This is a genomic window from Agrobacterium sp. K11 (genome assembly GCF_059429395.1).
The window spans coordinates 528,016-542,069 of the sequence record NZ_JCAHRB010000003.1; the positions used below are offsets into that span (position 1 = coordinate 528,016).

Here is a 14,054-nt window from a genome sequence, read left to right on the forward strand (position 1 = left end):
CAGTTTGATGCCTCAGGACATGGCTTCGGCGATAAGCTCGTCTGCGGCCTCGGCCAGCACCTGATCCATCGCCTCGCCCGCCACCGTCTCGCGGCCGATTTCCAGCATGACGGGAACGGCAAGCGGCGAGACGTGCTCCAGTGCACGATGGGTGGTGTGACCCTTGATTCGCTTCAGCATATCGCCAAGACGGCCAATGTCCAAAAGTCCCGCCGCCGCATCACGTCTGGTTGCCTCCAGCAGAATATGATCCGGCTCATGGCTGCGAAGAACGTCATAAATAAGATCGGCGGAGACCGTGACCTGACGGCCCGTCTTTTCCTTGCCGGGATGGCGGCGTTCAATGAGGCCGGAAATGACGGCACAGTTGCGGAAGGTCCGCTTCAGCATGAAGGATTCGTCCAGCCACGCCTCCAGATCGTCGCCCAGCATGTCCTCGTCGAGAAGTTCCGCCAACGACAGGCGGCGGGATTTCAGCCGCCTGCCAATATCCTCCATGGCCCAGATGGCGAGCGAATAATCGGTGGCAACGAAGCCCATGGGCTTTGCGCCCGCCCGTTCCAGCCGCCGTGTCAGAAGCATGCCGAGGGTCTGGTGAGCCAGCCGCCCTTCAAAAGGATACATGACCATGAAGAAGCGTTTGCGGAAGGGAAATGTCTCGACCAGCAGCTCTTCGCGCTTGGGAATGATCGATTTTTCCTTCTGGATTGCCAGCCAGTCGCGCACCTGATCCGGTAGCGACTGCCAGCGGGCGGGATCGGACAGCATGGAGCGCACCTGGTCCGCAAGGTAGGTGGAAAGCGGAAACTTGCCGCCGGCATAGGAGGGTATCTTCGGGTCCATCGAAAAGGCCTGCGACACCAGGCATTCATTCTCCCGGATGCCTTCGAAGCGCAGAACCTTGCCGGCAAACAGGAAGGTATCGCCCTGCACCAGCTGCTCGAGGAAATATTCCTCGACCTTGCCGAGCGACATGCCGCCGCGTCCGACCGAGCCCTTGGCATTGCGCTTGACCATGCGGACATTGAGTTCCGCAGCCTCGACGATGGTGCCGAGGTTTAGGCGATATTGCTGCGCGACCGCCGGATTGGAGACACGCCAGCGGCCGTCCTTCATCTGGCGGATGCGGGCGTAACGTTCATAGGTGCGCAGTGCGTATCCACCGGTAGCGGTAAAATCCACAACGCGGTCGAAGGTAGAACGCGGTAGATCGGCATAGGGTGAAGCGCTGGTCACTTCACGATAGAGATCATCCGCATCGAAAGGTTCGGCGCAGGCCATACCGAGCACATGCTGGGCAAGAACATCCAGTGCGCCTTGCGCGATGGGGGGCGTATCCTGCGCGCCGATATAGTTCGCATCGAGTGCGGCCCGGCACTCCATCACCTCGAAACGGTTGGCGGGAACTAGAATCGCCTTTGACGGCTCATCCATGCGGTGATTGGCGCGGCCGATGCGCTGGGCAAGGCGGCTCGCCCCCTTTGGCGCGCCGACATGCACGACGAGATCGACATCGCCCCAGTCTATGCCGAGATCGAGCGTGGAGGTGGCGACGACGGCGCGCAATTTGTTTTCAGCCATCGCGGCCTCCACCCGGCGGCGCTGTCCGGCATCCAGCGAACCGTGATGCAAGGCGATCGGAAGATTATCGTCGTTTACATTCCAGAGTTCCTGAAAAATCCGTTCCGCCTGCGAACGGGTGTTAACGAAGATGAGCGTCGTCTGGTGCGCCTTCAGAGCAGGATACAAATCCTTCATGGCGTAGCGCGCGGAATGGCCGGACCACGGAATACGCTCCTCCGTCTGCAGAATGGCGATGTTTGGCTTGGCTCCGCCTTCCACTGTTATAAGACCTGCGGGCGGTTCTCCCTGCCCCTGGGGTGCCAGGTAACGGCGTAAATCCATCGGCTCCGCCACCGTGGCGGAAAGGCCAATGAAGCGGACATGCGGCGCGTGCCTGCGCACCCGCGCGAGCGCGAGCGACAGCAGATGGCCACGCTTGGATGTGACGAGCGAGTGCAGCTCATCCAGCACCACATATTTCAGGTCGCGGAAAAAGCGCTCGGCTTCCTTGTTGGCAAGCAGCAGCGACACCTGTTCCGGCGTCGTCAGGAGAATATCGGGCGGTTTGACCTTCTGTCGCTGGCGTTTTGCCTGCGGCGTATCGCCGGTGCGGGTTTCGATTGAGATCGGCAGGCCCATTTCCGTGACAGGCTTGGTGAGATTGCGTTCGATATCCACCGCAAGTGCCTTGAGCGGCGAGATGTAAAGCGTGTGCACGCCGACAAAGGCGGAGCCCGGCGGCACCTTGCCGCGTTCAGCAAGATCGGTGAGCGACGCCATGAAGCCGCCCAGCGTTTTGCCGGCACCCGTCGGTGCAATCAGCAGCATGTTTTCGCCGCCACGCGCCCGAGCCATCAGCTCCAATTGATGCGCGCGCGGGGACCACCCTTTTTCGGCAAACCATTTCTGGAATGAAAGGGGCAAGGTGCCGACATGCGTGCCGGAAATGGGAGACTCAGCGTGTTTCACGCCTTCAAGGTAGTGAGAAACCTTGAAAAAAGAAGAGCGGAACAGAGCTGCTTGACAGGAATGCATAATCATGGATAAATAATATCCACGATACTAAAACAAACCAAACGTGAGCAAATCGGATGAAACTCGGCGACGGCGTTGAACAGGCCATTCACAGCGTAGGCATGTTAGCGGGACTTTCCGAAGGCGGCGTGCTTTCGGCGGCGGCGCTGGCAGAATTCCATGGCGTTTCCACGAGTTATCTCTTGAAGCACCTGCAATTGCTTTCCGGTGCCGGAATAGTTTCCACTGTACCGGGGCCGAAGGGCGGTTATCGTCTGGCCCGGACAACCGACAAGATTACCCTGCTTGATATTGTTCTGGCCGTGGAGGGACCACAGCCTGCCTTTCGCTGCGCGGAAATTCGCCAGCGTGGGCCGAACCCGTTGCCGGGACGTTATTTCACCAAGCCCTGCGGCATCAACGCCGCGATGCTGAAGGCGGAGAAAGCCTATCGGGCGGAACTCGCTAAAACCAGCATTGCCGACATTCTGGGCGACCTTGCCGCCACTGACGACGGCGGCATTGCGGCACGCGGCTGCGCCTTTCTGGAGCTGAACGAGCGCAGGACGGCGACGCGCTAGAACCTAAAAAGACCCAACCATCTGAAATACCGGAGAGCTTCGCAGCTTCCCGGAACGATGACACATGCCCCTCAAACTGAAACACGAATGGAGAGAGACTCATGAAAACCCGTTTGAACTACGCCAAGGCATCCCCTGAAGCCTTCAAAGCCGTGATGGCGCTCGAAACCTACGTCCAGAGCAGCGGCCTCGAGCGCCGCTTCGTTCATCTCATCAAGCTGCGCGCATCAATCATCAATGGCTGCGCGTTCTGTGTGGACATGCATGTGAAGGAAAGCCGTCACGACGGTCTTTCCGAACAGTGGATCAACCTGATGAGCGTTTGGCGGGAATCCCCGGTATATACCGAACAGGAACGGGCGTTGCTCGGCTGGGTGGATGCGGTAACGAAGATTGCCGAAACCGGCGCTCCGGATGACGCCTTCGAGACCCTGAAGGCGCATTTCTCCGATGAGGACATCGTGAAGATCACCGTTGCCATCGGTGCCATCAACACCTGGAACCGCATCGCCGTCGGCTTCCGTTCGCAGCACCCGGTCGAAACGGCAGCAAAAGCAGCCTGATCCGCTTTACCTGCACCGGACGACCGTTACATGGCGATGTAGCGGTCGTTTCTATGATTGATGGCGAGCGCGAGGTTCATGACCAGCGCGCCGAGGATGGAGCAGAGGATGACGAAGGGTGTCGCCACGAAGAATGAGCAGGCCAGCACCATGCCATCGAAGGCGAGCTGGACGAGACCGGCGCGCCAGCCAAAACGGTCCTGGAGATAAAGCGCCAATATGCCGAAGCCGCCGAGGCTGGTGCGATGGCGGAACAGTGCCAGCATGCCTGCCGCGACCGTCAACCCGCCGAAAAGGGCGGCCGCGACGGGATTGATGCTTTCGAACGCGAAGAAGCCCGGCATATATTCCGAAAGCAGCGCCGTCATGGCAATGGCGCAAAAGGTCTTGACCGTGAAAGCAAGGCCGAGACGGCGGAAGGCGAGATAATAAAACGGCAGATTGACGAGGAAGAACACCGCGCCGAAGCTGAAGCCGATCGAATAGTGCACCAGAAAGGCAATACCCACCACACCCCCGGTGAGGAGGCCCGCAGCGGAAAGCAGCGTCACGCCGAGCGAGACCAGCATGCTGCCCGCCAGAACGCCCTGGGCATCTTCCAGCAGCGAATGGCGATCGGGCGCTGAAGCCCAGATATTCACGCGCTTTCGCGTAGTCGTATCGCCCATGCCTGTTCCCCTGATTTTCCCGCCTTGATCGAGCTATTGCGCCCAAGCGCGAGAGATTTCAAGCGTACTTTATTCAGCGCACAACGATGTATCTGTCCGAGCGGTGGTTGATGGCGAGAAACATGTTGAGGACGAAAGCGCCGACAATCGAATAGACGACGGTGGCCGGATCGATGACGAGGAAGGCGCAGAGCATCACGAATGCATCGAAGGCAAGCTGGATCAGGCCGGCGCGGATGCCGAAGCGGTCCTGAATATAGATGGCCAGAATGCCGATGCCGCCGAGGCTGGCGCGATGGCGATAAAGCGCCAGCAACCCGTAACCGAGGAGCAGGCCACCGAGCAGCGCCGCCCAGAGCGGGTTGATGCTGTCAATGACCATCCAGCGCGCTTCCACTTCCGTCAGCACCGAAACAAGACCGATGGCAATGAAGGTCTTGATGGAAAAGGCAAGACCGAGGCGGCGGAACGAGAGGTAATAGAAGGGCAGATTGACGAGGAAGAACAGGAGGCCGAAGCTGATGCCGAAGGCATAGTGAATGAGGAAGGCGACGCCGGCGGTGCCACCGGTCAAAAGGCCGACCTTGTTCAGCAGATAAAAACCGAGCGCCGATACGATAGCTCCGGTAACGATGCCCTGCACGTCTTCCACCGGCGCATGTTTGGCCGGATCCGAACTCCACATGCTGTAAACGCTTCTCGTTCTGCTCACGCTTTTTCCCTCAGGTTTCCGCGCATTTTGCACTGCAACAAACACGCGATCAAGATGGATACGTAAGGACGACTGACCTATCGTGAAAAAGGCAAGAAACGAAATGTTCAGGCTTTGGCGCGGGCAAGAAAAAGAATGCCGGAAAGGGGTTTTCCGGCATCCTTGCGAATGGTGGTTTTGCGGATTTCGATAAGAGAATAGCCCGCCCGCTCAAGAAGGCCGGTCACATAGCTTTTCGAATGTGCGTAACGCAGCGATTCCCGCAGCACAAAACCATCTTCATCCCCTGCGTCCTCCACCGAAAAGGCGAAGAAACCGGAGGGCACAAGTAGGGCCGAAACGAGGGGCATGACGGTTTCGAGACTGCCGAGATACATCATCACGTCGGCGGCGGCGACGAGGTCCGCGCGGTGGTGCGGCATTGCCGGCGCGAACAGTCCCGAGGCGTCAGCTTCCAGCGATAGATCGGCCTGGCCGAGATGGTCGTAAAGTCCCTTTTCCTCCGCCTTGGCGAGCATGTTCTGGGAAATGTCGAAACCTTCCAGCCGCTTCGCCAGGGAGCGGATTTCAACGCCGAGAAGGCCGGTGCCGCAGCCAATATCGACAATGGTGTCGAAGACGCCGCCTCCCGCCGCCTTGCCGATCAGTTCCGCCAGCTTTTGCGGTACGCTGTAATCCAGTTTCTCGACGAGCGACGTTTCGAAACGGTCGGCATAATCGTCGAACAGCCCTTCTACATAACGGCTCGGCGGCTGCTCCGGTGTGTCCGCGGCGCCGAGAACCGCGAGTTTCAGTTCGGCTGCAAACAGCCCTTCCGTATCCAGTTCGGCGACTTTTTCGTAAGCCGCCACGGCTTTGTCCGTTTCCCCCGCCTTTTCATGATATTCCCCGAAGCGAAACCAGCCCGCCGTCCACCGTGGCGCAAGTTCAAGCGCCTGCTCCATGAGTTCGGCGGCGGCGGGATAATCACCGCTCTCCGCCAACATGCGGGCATAGTCCGCCCGGCGGTCGGCAATGACGTCACCGGAAGAAAACTGGTTTGGGGCCATTCAAGATTTCCTGAGAAGATGTCGGCTGTCATTTATCAAGCCATAAAAAAACTCAAGTCCTATTTCATGGCGCACTCATGGAATTGCGAATATGACGCGATATAGTGCACCGAAACTTGCATCGAAGCAGCGTGCTTCATATGTCAGGACAAAACAGGAGACTTGCTGATGGCCGGTGAGGTCAACAAAATGCTGGGTGATACGGTGGCCCGCACCGTGGTGAAGCTGCTGGTGGTTTCATTGCTCGTCGGCTTTCTGATGGCGATCTTCGGATTGACGCCATGGAATATCATCTATGGCGCACGCGACTTCGTGGTTGATCTGTGGCGCAGCGGTTTCCACGCGCTTGGCGCAATCGGCGACTATCTGATCCTTGGCGCGACGATCGTCATACCCATTTTCATCATCCTGCGCCTCCTGAGCTATCGCCGCTGACATGACCGACACATCTTTCCAGACGCTTACGCGGCGCGGCTTCGTGCTGATTTCCGCCGGTTCCGTTCTTTCCGCCTGTGTTTCCGTGCCTACAAACAAGGGCATGCCGTCAGGCACCCGCGATGAGACCGCGGCAGCGCTTCCAATGGTCAACGAGTTGCGCCGCTCGAAAGGACTTTCGCCACTCTCCTTCAGTAGTGCGGCAAGTGGTGCGGCCGCTTATCAGGCCGGACGCATGGTCAAGGCGCAGAAGATGGCGCATCTGATCGGCCTGACCGACAGTTTCCTCATCCGCATGAAGGACGGCAATGTACCGCTACCAGCAGCGGAAAACGTGGCGGCCGGGCAGGACAGCGTTGAGCGTGTCGTCAAGGCCTGGATCGGCTCGAAACATCATCTCGAAAACATGCTCGGACCATATAATGGCCTTGGCGTCGCGGTTGCCTATGATGCCGCAAGCCGCAACCGGCCCTATTGGGCGATGGTGCTCTGCGCGTGAGATAACGGGGGGACGCCCCCTCCACCCTCATTCCTCTCCCTGTCACAGGGATGAGGCAGGAGAGCACACCACCACGATAAGCACTTATCTTAACCGACGCAGCGTCTCGACCGTTCAGGTCATCGTCATCCAAGCTTGCGGTCGGCCCAGCGGTCGACCGTGCTGTCGCGTAGGTCACGAATGGAGTGCACACCTTCGCGAGAGACCAGCTTCGACAGGCCTTTGACGATGGACGACGGCAGGCCGGGGCCTTCATAGACCATGCAGGAATAGAGCTGAACCAGATCGGCCCCTGCCCTTACCTTTTCCAATGCCGTTTCCGGCGAAGAAACGCCACCCACGCCGATGATGGGCAGATTGCTGCCGACGCGCCGGCGCATCTTGGCGAGAACAGTGGTCGAAAGCTCGAATAGCGGCTTGCCGGACAGTCCACCCGCCTCACCCTTATGCGGACCGGGCCGCAGGCCTTCACGCGAGAGCGTGGTGTTGGAGACGATCAGGCCATCGAGATCATGGGCCAGCGCCTCTTCCGCCACGTCATCCAGCCCTTCCTCGGTCAGATCGGGCGCGATCTTCAGGAAGATCGGAATGCGTTTGCCAAAGCGTTCGGCTTCTGCCCTGCGGCGCTCCAGCACGGCGCCAAGAAGTGCCGCGAGGCTTTCGCGCGCCTGCAAGTCACGCAGACCCGGCGTATTGGGCGAAGAGATGTTGACGGTGAAATAGGATGCGACCGAATAAAAGGCCTCGATGCCCTGCACATAATCGGCGATGCGGTCTTCGCTGTCCTTGTTGGCACCGATATTGACGCCGACGATGCCGCGTAACTGCGCCTGCCTCAAGCGCTCCAGCGCCGCGGCATGGCCTTCATTGTTGAAACCGAGGCGGTTGATGACGCCTTCATCCTCAACCAGACGGAAGATGCGCGGTTTGGGATTGCCGGATTGCCCACGCGGCGTGACGGTGCCGATTTCAGTAAAGCCGAAACCGAGCCTAAGAAGTGGTCCCGGGACTTCCGCATTCTTGTCGTAACCCGCCGCCATGCCGAGCGGATTGGGGAAAACGAGGCCTGCAACGGTCTGCTGCAGCCGCGGATCGTGCGGCACCATGCAGGTGGGCAGAAAGCCGCTTTTCAGCGCCGCCACGGACAGACCATGTGCCTTTTCCGGATCGACAAGAAACAGGCCCTTGCGGCCGATTGAGGAAAATAATCCGCTCATCACAAAATCTCCGGAAACTGGTGCTGGCCATCATGGCCAAGTGAAAGCGGCGTTTCCCAAAGCACGGCGGTCAAGGGAAGAGACGCATAGAGATGGGGGAAAAGATCGCCGCCTCTCGAGGGTTCATAAACCAGCTTGTCGCCAAGTGCTGCACCATCAACAGCGATCAGAAGCAGGTCGGTCTGGCCGGAAAAATGCCGGGCGGCAGTCTCGGCCGCCTGCTTTGCCGTTGAAAAATGAATGAACCCATCAGTCAGATCGATGGCGGCGCCTTCGAAGATGCCTTGTTCCCTGGCTGCATTCCACAACGTCTCCGGCACGATTTTGTAAATGATCGCGGGCGTTTCGTGCATGGGGCTCTCCGAAGGCTTTCCAAGGCTTTTCAGTCTGGGCGGTTTGCCGCAAAGCGGGTCGATTGTCCACAGTTTCCACGGCATTTTTATTGCCGCGACGGCTGTTCCCAAGCTTTTTCTTGTAATACGCAACCGATTAGAGCAACCTTTCAGAAGAGGAGCCGGAAGTAGTCTAGACTGCCGGCAAACGGGAGTGCGCCATACCTTTCAAAGAACCGCATAACGCCCTTGGGAGGGGGCCAGAATGTCGGAACTTGTCATTATCATCGCAGACGACCACCCGCTTTTTCGCGGCGCCCTAAAACAGGCCGTATCCGGTCTCGACGGGCAGCAGACAATCATGGAAGCCGGGGATTTCGAGGCTGCCAGAAGTGCCGCGACGGCGTGCAACGACGCCGATCTGATGCTTCTGGACCTCGCCATGCCGGGTGTCAGCAGATTTTCAGGCCTGATGGCGCTGCGGGCGGAATTTTCCAGCCTGCCCATCGTCATCGTTTCGGCAACGGACGACGCGACCACTGTTCGCCGGTCCATCGAACTCGGCGCTTCCGGTTTTATTTCCAAATCCTCGGGCATCGACGATATCAGGGATGGCATTCGCGCGGTTCTTGAAGGCGATGTGTGGATACCGGCAAGCTGTCAGGGCGAAAAGGAGCATGATCCTGACGTGGCTGATCTCATCGGCCGGCTCAGAACGCTGACGCCGCAACAGAGCCGGGTTCTGGGCATGCTGGCGGAAGGCCTGCTGAACAAGCAGATCGCCTATGCGCTGAATGTTTCGGAAGCCACCATCAAGGCGCATGTCTCCGCTATTCTGTTGAAGCTTAAGGTCGATAGCCGTACACAGGCGGTGATACAGCTCAGCAAGATAAACACATCGGCCATGGTGGCATAATAGAGGATTTTATTCCTTTCTTTTCTTTACTCCTGACGGGATATGGTCTAGATTCCGCGGAGTAAACGACAGGAGCTTTTCCGCCACGGGCTCCACCTGCGGGCTTTCATCATGCTTTCACACGAGACGATCTGGAGCGCCATCGATACGCTTGCCAAACGTCACCAGCTGACGCCTTCGGCCTTGGCGAAGCGTGCCGGTCTCGATCCCACCTCGTTCAACAAATCGAAACGTTTCGGCCCGGATGGCCGCAAACGCTGGCCTTCGACGGAATCGGTATCCAAGGTGCTGGAGGCGACGGGGGCAAGCGTCGACCAGTTTTTTGGTTATGCTTTCGGCAGGACGCAGACAATGCAGCCTTCAGGTGCGGACAATGCCATCCCCCTGCTCGGTTTTGCGCAGGCGGGCTCCGGCGGCTTTTTCGACGATGGCGGTTTTCCGGCCGGCCAAGGCTGGGATGTGGTGGAGTTCCCCTCTTCTCCCGAACGCAAGCAGGGCGTCTACGCGCTGGAAGTACAGGGCGAAAGCATGATGCCGCTTTACCGCGACGGCGATATCCTGATCGTGGAGCCGGGCGCGCAGGTGCGGCGCGGCGACCGCGTGGTGCTGAAAAGCCGAGACGGCGAAGTGATGGCCAAGGTGCTGGCGCGGCAAAGCCCCAAGAATATCGAGCTTCTTTCGCTCAATCCCGAACATCCGAACCGCAGCTTCGACATGGCCGATGTGGAATGGATCGCCCGCATCATCTGGGCCAGCCAATAGACACCCGCCATTGCGAAGACAGGCGTCCTACTTGCCCGGGCCCAACTCAGAGAGCAGGCGTCGATACTATCCCTTTACAGACCGAGTGACGTTGCCGCGGCATCAACCGTCATGATCTTCGCACCGCCGGAGGCTGCCCTGCGGACAAGGCTCTGAAGTTTGTCTTCCGGGCAACCGTAAAAGCTCGGCGTCTGCGAAACATCATGGGTGAAAATGATGAGCCAGCCGCCATTTTGCAAAACGTCCTCGAGCCAACGATCGGCGGCATCGAGATAGTTTTGGTCCGCGCGCAACTCCACCCCGGCAAGATTGTACGGATCGATGCTGCCCCGGTTGATGCCAGGCATGATGCCGCGAGCGGTCTTGAACCTTCGTCGTAACAGGGGCTGCATGACGGGCGAGGCCATGCCGAAAGGAACGGAGAAATTCCGCCTGCCTCGGTTTTCGGCGAACGATCCCAGCACGGTTTCGTTGTGATCAAGATCCTCTTCAAGCCCGCGCCGTGAAAAGCTCGAGAGTTTGCGATGGGAAAAAGTATGGCAGGCAAGCTCGTGGCCAGCCGCTGCAAGTTCCGAACAGCCTTCGGTTGAAATCATGTCCTGCTGTTCATAGTGCTTGTCGATAAAAGTACCTGCGAGATAAAATGTCCCGCGAACACCCTCGCTTTCCAGAATGCGCGCGCCCTTTGTCCAGGCGCTCGCCGGCACATCATCGAATGTGAAGGAGACGATTGGTTCGGACGTTTTGATCAGCGCCGCCGGTCCTGGAAAGTACTGCACCAGCCGGTTATTGATCCTGTCTGCAAATGTCCCGATTTTTTGTGTCATGCATAAGCCCCCCGGCCTGTCTGCAAATTACTGCCCCTGCTCAAGTATGTCGTACGCCTGATGCCTCAAACAATAGATTGCAATCAGTAGAGAAGACCAGATAGGCCCGGTTCCGGTAAAGAAATTACTCTCAAGACACGAAGAAAGCAGTGCATACACCCAAATTCGTGCAAAAAGCCGCGTTAATGCCGGATCGGTACCCTTGTTCACAGCTATACGAAAATCGTTTGCGGGTATGATGACGAGCCATATGACGATGAGAACAAAGGCCGGCAGGCCGCCATTCAGCAGGCTTTCGACAAAGCCGTTATGGGCATGGAAGGCGGTGACCGCCCAGGTGCCGGCGGTATCGGCCTGCGCCAGAAGCCGGTCACTCGTCCAGAATGCCTGAAAACCCTGCCCGAAGATCGGCGATTGCGCAAACGTGTCGAAGGACAGGCGCCATATATCCGTTCGGCCGGTAAAGGTGGAATCGATCCCCAGACTATCAACCACATGCCGTATGCTCGGAAAATAGGTGGAGCCGACCGCGAGGATGTTGAGGAAAGCCAGAAGACCTCCGATCATCAGCAATGTCCGACCGGCATGTCTTTCCATGACCCAGACCAGCGCAACAGTGACGGGCAACAGCATTGCTGCGGTTTTCCCGTTGGTTTTCCAGAGGAAGAACCCTGCCAGAAGCGTGATGACAATGCCGCCGACCGTCGACCAGCTATTGCGCAGGTAAAGCCCGATCATGACGAGAATGATCATGGCCGGAGCGGCGGCATTCTTGTGATTGAAGATGCCGCGCCAATCGCCGGCGAGCGCCGTTTCATCGAGATCGTAGGGCTGGTGGATCGAGCGCGAGCGCAGGAAGATCACCCCGAAGTAGCAGAGCGCCAGCAGGATGACGGCGAAGATGGCCATCATCCGGTCGAACTGCCGCCTGTCGCGCGGCATGACGACGAGGACACTGGTGATGAAGCACAGAAGGCCCGTAAAGAGCAAACGTTGCAGCGAAGTGCCAGGCTGGGAGCCAAGCACCGAACAAATCACCAGCCAGGAAAACAACAGCAGAATGGGCAGACGCGGCCGCAACAAAAGCCCCGTCAGCCGATGACGCAGGGCAAAAACACCCAGCATCAGCGCAATCACCAGCCCGGTCAGCTGGTTTGCGGCGGCGTGCGGCACGGGTGCAGCCGCAAGATTTTCGAAAGGCGCAACGGAAATCCAGATATAAAGCATCGTGACGACGAAAAAAATCGCGTCGCGACGGCCGCCCGTAAGCGACATGCTGTTGCTTTGTACAGGAATGGACTGCGTATCAGTAAAAGGCGGCATCGTCGGCCACATCGAAAAAGGATAATCGGATCATTGGCCTGCCTTGTGACGAACAACGAAACCCTTTTTGAAACCGGGCCATGTCCAAATAACCATAACAGTCATTATCATCATTATTATACAATTGCTTTAACCCTCTCTTACCTTAAGAAGGCTAAGACTGGGCAACTGCCATTCATAGAGGTCGACGGCCTTCGAATTATTGCCCCCTTGCCGGGTTTTTCAGTTCATCAATTTTAAAAACACGGCAGTTATCTTGAATTCGCCCGGCGACGCCGGAAAGCACGGAGAATAAGGTGTCGTTGAATACGCCGCGGTTCAGCCATCTAGTCAGACTGGGATTGACCTATATGGCATCCGGCGGGGCGCTTTTGATGTCCAGCGCCGCCCAGCTTTTGACCTTCGCCCTGCTTGCCCGCCATCTCGGCGTGGAACAATTCGCGCTCTATGCCTCGATCACGGCCGTGACCAATCTCGGCGTACAGATTTGTGGTTTCGGTTCGCAGGAATCGCTGATCCGCCGCGTGGCGCAGGATCGCAGCATGTTTCCCGTGATGCTCGGCCACAGCTATCTCTTGAGCGCCGCTACCGGTATTGTGTTGACCATCATCGGCATGGTCACGATCCCGGTGTTTTTCCCGACGTCGGAAACATTGCTGCATACCCTCATCACCACTTTCGTGATCCTGGTCACGAACCTCATCCTTTTGAAAGTCATTTCACTTTCCACCCAAAGCTTCATCGCCCATTCCGACTTCGCCTCGGCCAACAAGCTGGAAGTGATGTTCGCCGTTGCCCGCACAATTGCCGCCGTGGTCGCCTGTCTCATCTTCAAGGTGGAGACGGTGGAGGCCTGGGCCCTGTGGAACCTGGCTGCCCATACGATTGCGGCAGTGATTTCGCTGAAGGCGATCGGCAGGCTCGGTCGGCCGATTTTCCGGATCGTTCGCGATGAAATCCGCATCGGCATCCTGTTTTCCACCCAATTCCTGTTCAAGGCCGTGCGTGGCAATGCCGATATTCTCGTTCTCGGTGCCGTTGCCAGCGCCGAGGTTCTGGGCAGCTACTCCATTGCCCGGCGAATTCTCGACAGCTCCTACCTCTCCGTCGAGGCTCTCAACCGGCTGATCTATCCGGGGTCGGCCTCAGCCGCCCTGCAGGGTATCGGAAAGACTATAGAGCGCGCTTATAATGTGCTGAAGGCAGCGCTTGTCATCGCAGTCGGCAGCGCGCTGGTCATCTTCATCATCGCACCCTTCCTGCCGCTACTGTTCGGCGACGAATACGTCTCGCTGCCGATCATCACCCGTATCCTTTGCTGGGTCGTGCTGCCGATGGCCGTTGCGGCGACCGCGCTTGAGGCGCTTGGTGCATCCGGACGGCAGGATATCCGCGCCAAGATATGGAACAGCGGTAATCTCATCGGCTCCGTTATCGTCGCCTTCCTCACTTGGTCGTTCAGCATTTCGGGAACGATCGGCAGCTATTTCTTCGTGGAAGCCGCCATCGCCGCCGCCGTTTGGATCGCTCTTTTGCGATTGCGGCGCAACGAAGAAGCCTTTGTGCCCGCCAAATAGAACGTTATCCGGGCGC

15 protein-coding genes are annotated in these 14,054 nt (G+C 58.2%); 7 read left to right on the plus strand and 8 right to left on the minus strand.

The features are described from left to right. Nucleotides 1-12: 12 nt before the first annotated feature. A complete protein-coding gene (locus tag AC5SEO_RS07750) occupies nt 13-2,604 on the minus strand; it encodes a ligase-associated DNA damage response DEXH box helicase (protein ID WP_236771115.1) in 2,592 nt (863 codons plus the stop codon). Between the two features lie 50 nt (nt 2,605-2,654). Between AC5SEO_RS07750 and AC5SEO_RS07755 the strand changes: the two genes are divergently transcribed. Beyond that, a complete protein-coding gene (locus AC5SEO_RS07755) occupies nt 2,655-3,158 on the plus strand; it encodes an RrF2 family transcriptional regulator (protein ID WP_013635435.1) in 504 nt (167 codons plus the stop codon). A 101-nt stretch (nt 3,159-3,259) separates the two neighbouring features. Next, the gene (locus AC5SEO_RS07760) at nt 3,260-3,721 is read left to right on the plus strand and encodes a carboxymuconolactone decarboxylase family protein (RefSeq protein WP_112752214.1); all 462 of its coding nucleotides are present in this window, start codon (nt 3,260-3,262) and stop codon (nt 3,719-3,721) included. A gap of 26 nt (nt 3,722-3,747) precedes the next feature. On the opposite strand, the gene AC5SEO_RS07765 is transcribed toward AC5SEO_RS07760, so the two are convergent. From AC5SEO_RS07765 to AC5SEO_RS07775, 3 genes are all read right to left on the minus strand, one after another. Beyond that, entirely contained in the window at nt 3,748-4,389 is a 642-nt protein-coding gene (locus tag AC5SEO_RS07765; protein WP_003514952.1) for a YitT family protein, read from the minus strand. Between the two features lie 73 nt (nt 4,390-4,462). Continuing rightward, entirely contained in the window at nt 4,463-5,074 is a 612-nt protein-coding gene (locus AC5SEO_RS07770; RefSeq protein ID WP_003514951.1) for a YitT family protein, read from the minus strand. A 134-nt stretch (nt 5,075-5,208) separates the two neighbouring features. Then, nucleotides 5,209-6,150, minus strand: a complete 942-nt coding sequence (locus AC5SEO_RS07775) for a class I SAM-dependent methyltransferase (protein ID WP_174067983.1) — start codon at nt 6,148-6,150, stop codon at nt 5,209-5,211. A 168-nt stretch (nt 6,151-6,318) separates the two neighbouring features. On the opposite strand from AC5SEO_RS07775, the gene AC5SEO_RS07780 reads away from it, so the two are divergent. Both AC5SEO_RS07780 and AC5SEO_RS07785 read left to right on the plus strand, forming a co-directional pair. Next, nucleotides 6,319-6,585 carry a DUF6460 domain-containing protein gene (locus tag AC5SEO_RS07780; protein WP_003514949.1) on the plus strand — a complete coding sequence of 89 codons (267 nt, stop codon included), beginning with the start codon at nt 6,319-6,321 and terminating at the stop codon, nt 6,583-6,585. Nucleotide 6,586: 1 nt separating this feature from the next. Next, nucleotides 6,587-7,084 (plus strand): CAP domain-containing protein, encoded by a 498-nt coding sequence (locus AC5SEO_RS07785; protein WP_013635432.1) that lies wholly within the window; start codon nt 6,587-6,589, stop codon nt 7,082-7,084. A 125-nt stretch (nt 7,085-7,209) separates the two neighbouring features. Here AC5SEO_RS07785 and AC5SEO_RS07790 read toward each other — a convergent pair whose 3' ends face one another. Together AC5SEO_RS07790 and AC5SEO_RS07795 are read right to left on the minus strand one after the other, a co-directional pair. After that, nucleotides 7,210-8,301 carry a quinone-dependent dihydroorotate dehydrogenase gene (locus tag AC5SEO_RS07790; RefSeq protein WP_019564334.1) on the minus strand — a complete coding sequence of 364 codons (1,092 nt, stop codon included), beginning with the start codon at nt 8,299-8,301 and terminating at the stop codon, nt 7,210-7,212. Beyond that, nucleotides 8,301-8,654: a DUF952 domain-containing protein gene (locus AC5SEO_RS07795; RefSeq protein WP_019564335.1), complete on the minus strand. Its 354-nt coding sequence runs from the start codon at nt 8,652-8,654 to the stop codon at nt 8,301-8,303. Before AC5SEO_RS07795 ends, AC5SEO_RS07790 begins: the two co-directional genes overlap by 1 nt. 244 nt (nt 8,655-8,898) lie before the next feature. Here AC5SEO_RS07795 and AC5SEO_RS07800 point away from each other — a divergent pair, with 244 nt between their 5' ends. Then, nucleotides 8,899-9,549: a response regulator gene (locus AC5SEO_RS07800; protein WP_174067982.1), complete on the plus strand. Its 651-nt coding sequence runs from the start codon at nt 8,899-8,901 to the stop codon at nt 9,547-9,549. 111 nt (nt 9,550-9,660) lie between these two features. Beyond that, nucleotides 9,661-10,311, plus strand: coding sequence for a S24 family peptidase (locus AC5SEO_RS07805; RefSeq protein ID WP_003514944.1), 651 nt, complete (start codon nt 9,661-9,663; stop codon nt 10,309-10,311). A gap of 74 nt (nt 10,312-10,385) precedes the next feature. On the opposite strand, the gene AC5SEO_RS07810 is transcribed toward AC5SEO_RS07805, so the two are convergent. Together AC5SEO_RS07810 and uppY are read right to left on the minus strand one after the other, a co-directional pair. Further along, nucleotides 10,386-11,138: a polysaccharide deacetylase family protein gene (locus AC5SEO_RS07810; protein ID WP_025592407.1), complete on the minus strand. Its 753-nt coding sequence runs from the start codon at nt 11,136-11,138 to the stop codon at nt 10,386-10,388. Nucleotides 11,139-11,165: 27 nt separating this feature from the next. Continuing rightward, on the minus strand, nt 11,166-12,461 hold the full coding sequence (gene uppY, locus AC5SEO_RS07815) for a Wzy-type polysaccharide biosynthesis protein UppY (protein ID WP_025592405.1): 1,296 nt from the start codon (nt 12,459-12,461) through the stop codon (nt 11,166-11,168). Nucleotides 12,462-12,811: 350 nt separating this feature from the next. Here uppY and uppX point away from each other — a divergent pair, with 350 nt between their 5' ends. Beyond that, the gene (gene uppX, locus AC5SEO_RS07820) at nt 12,812-14,038 is read left to right on the plus strand and encodes a Wzx-type polysaccharide biosynthesis protein UppX (protein WP_236771129.1); all 1,227 of its coding nucleotides are present in this window, start codon (nt 12,812-12,814) and stop codon (nt 14,036-14,038) included. Nucleotides 14,039-14,054: the final 16 nt, after the last annotated feature.

What these genes read in the sequence shown, in the direction of transcription:
- AC5SEO_RS07750 (WP_236771115.1), bottom strand. Translation starts at nt 2,604, where the DNA reads ATGATTATGCATTCCTGTCAAGCAGCTCTGTTCCGCTCTTCTTTTTTC.
- AC5SEO_RS07755 (WP_013635435.1), top strand. Translation starts at nt 2,655, where the DNA reads ATGAAACTCGGCGACGGCGTTGAACAGGCCATTCACAGCGTAGGCATG.
- AC5SEO_RS07760 (WP_112752214.1), top strand. Translation starts at nt 3,260, where the DNA reads ATGAAAACCCGTTTGAACTACGCCAAGGCATCCCCTGAAGCCTTCAAA.
- AC5SEO_RS07765 (WP_003514952.1), bottom strand. Translation starts at nt 4,389, where the DNA reads ATGGGCGATACGACTACGCGAAAGCGCGTGAATATCTGGGCTTCAGCG.
- AC5SEO_RS07770 (WP_003514951.1), bottom strand. Translation starts at nt 5,074, where the DNA reads ATGTGGAGTTCGGATCCGGCCAAACATGCGCCGGTGGAAGACGTGCAG.
- AC5SEO_RS07775 (WP_174067983.1), bottom strand. Translation starts at nt 6,150, where the DNA reads ATGGCCCCAAACCAGTTTTCTTCCGGTGACGTCATTGCCGACCGCCGG.
- AC5SEO_RS07780 (WP_003514949.1), top strand. Translation starts at nt 6,319, where the DNA reads ATGGCCGGTGAGGTCAACAAAATGCTGGGTGATACGGTGGCCCGCACC.
- AC5SEO_RS07785 (WP_013635432.1), top strand. Translation starts at nt 6,587, where the DNA reads ATGACCGACACATCTTTCCAGACGCTTACGCGGCGCGGCTTCGTGCTG.
- AC5SEO_RS07790 (WP_019564334.1), bottom strand. Translation starts at nt 8,301, where the DNA reads ATGAGCGGATTATTTTCCTCAATCGGCCGCAAGGGCCTGTTTCTTGTC.
- AC5SEO_RS07795 (WP_019564335.1), bottom strand. Translation starts at nt 8,654, where the DNA reads ATGCACGAAACGCCCGCGATCATTTACAAAATCGTGCCGGAGACGTTG.
- AC5SEO_RS07800 (WP_174067982.1), top strand. Translation starts at nt 8,899, where the DNA reads ATGTCGGAACTTGTCATTATCATCGCAGACGACCACCCGCTTTTTCGC.
- AC5SEO_RS07805 (WP_003514944.1), top strand. Translation starts at nt 9,661, where the DNA reads ATGCTTTCACACGAGACGATCTGGAGCGCCATCGATACGCTTGCCAAA.
- AC5SEO_RS07810 (WP_025592407.1), bottom strand. Translation starts at nt 11,138, where the DNA reads ATGACACAAAAAATCGGGACATTTGCAGACAGGATCAATAACCGGCTG.
- uppY (WP_025592405.1), bottom strand. Translation starts at nt 12,461, where the DNA reads ATGCCGCCTTTTACTGATACGCAGTCCATTCCTGTACAAAGCAACAGC.
- uppX (WP_236771129.1), top strand. Translation starts at nt 12,812, where the DNA reads ATGGCATCCGGCGGGGCGCTTTTGATGTCCAGCGCCGCCCAGCTTTTG.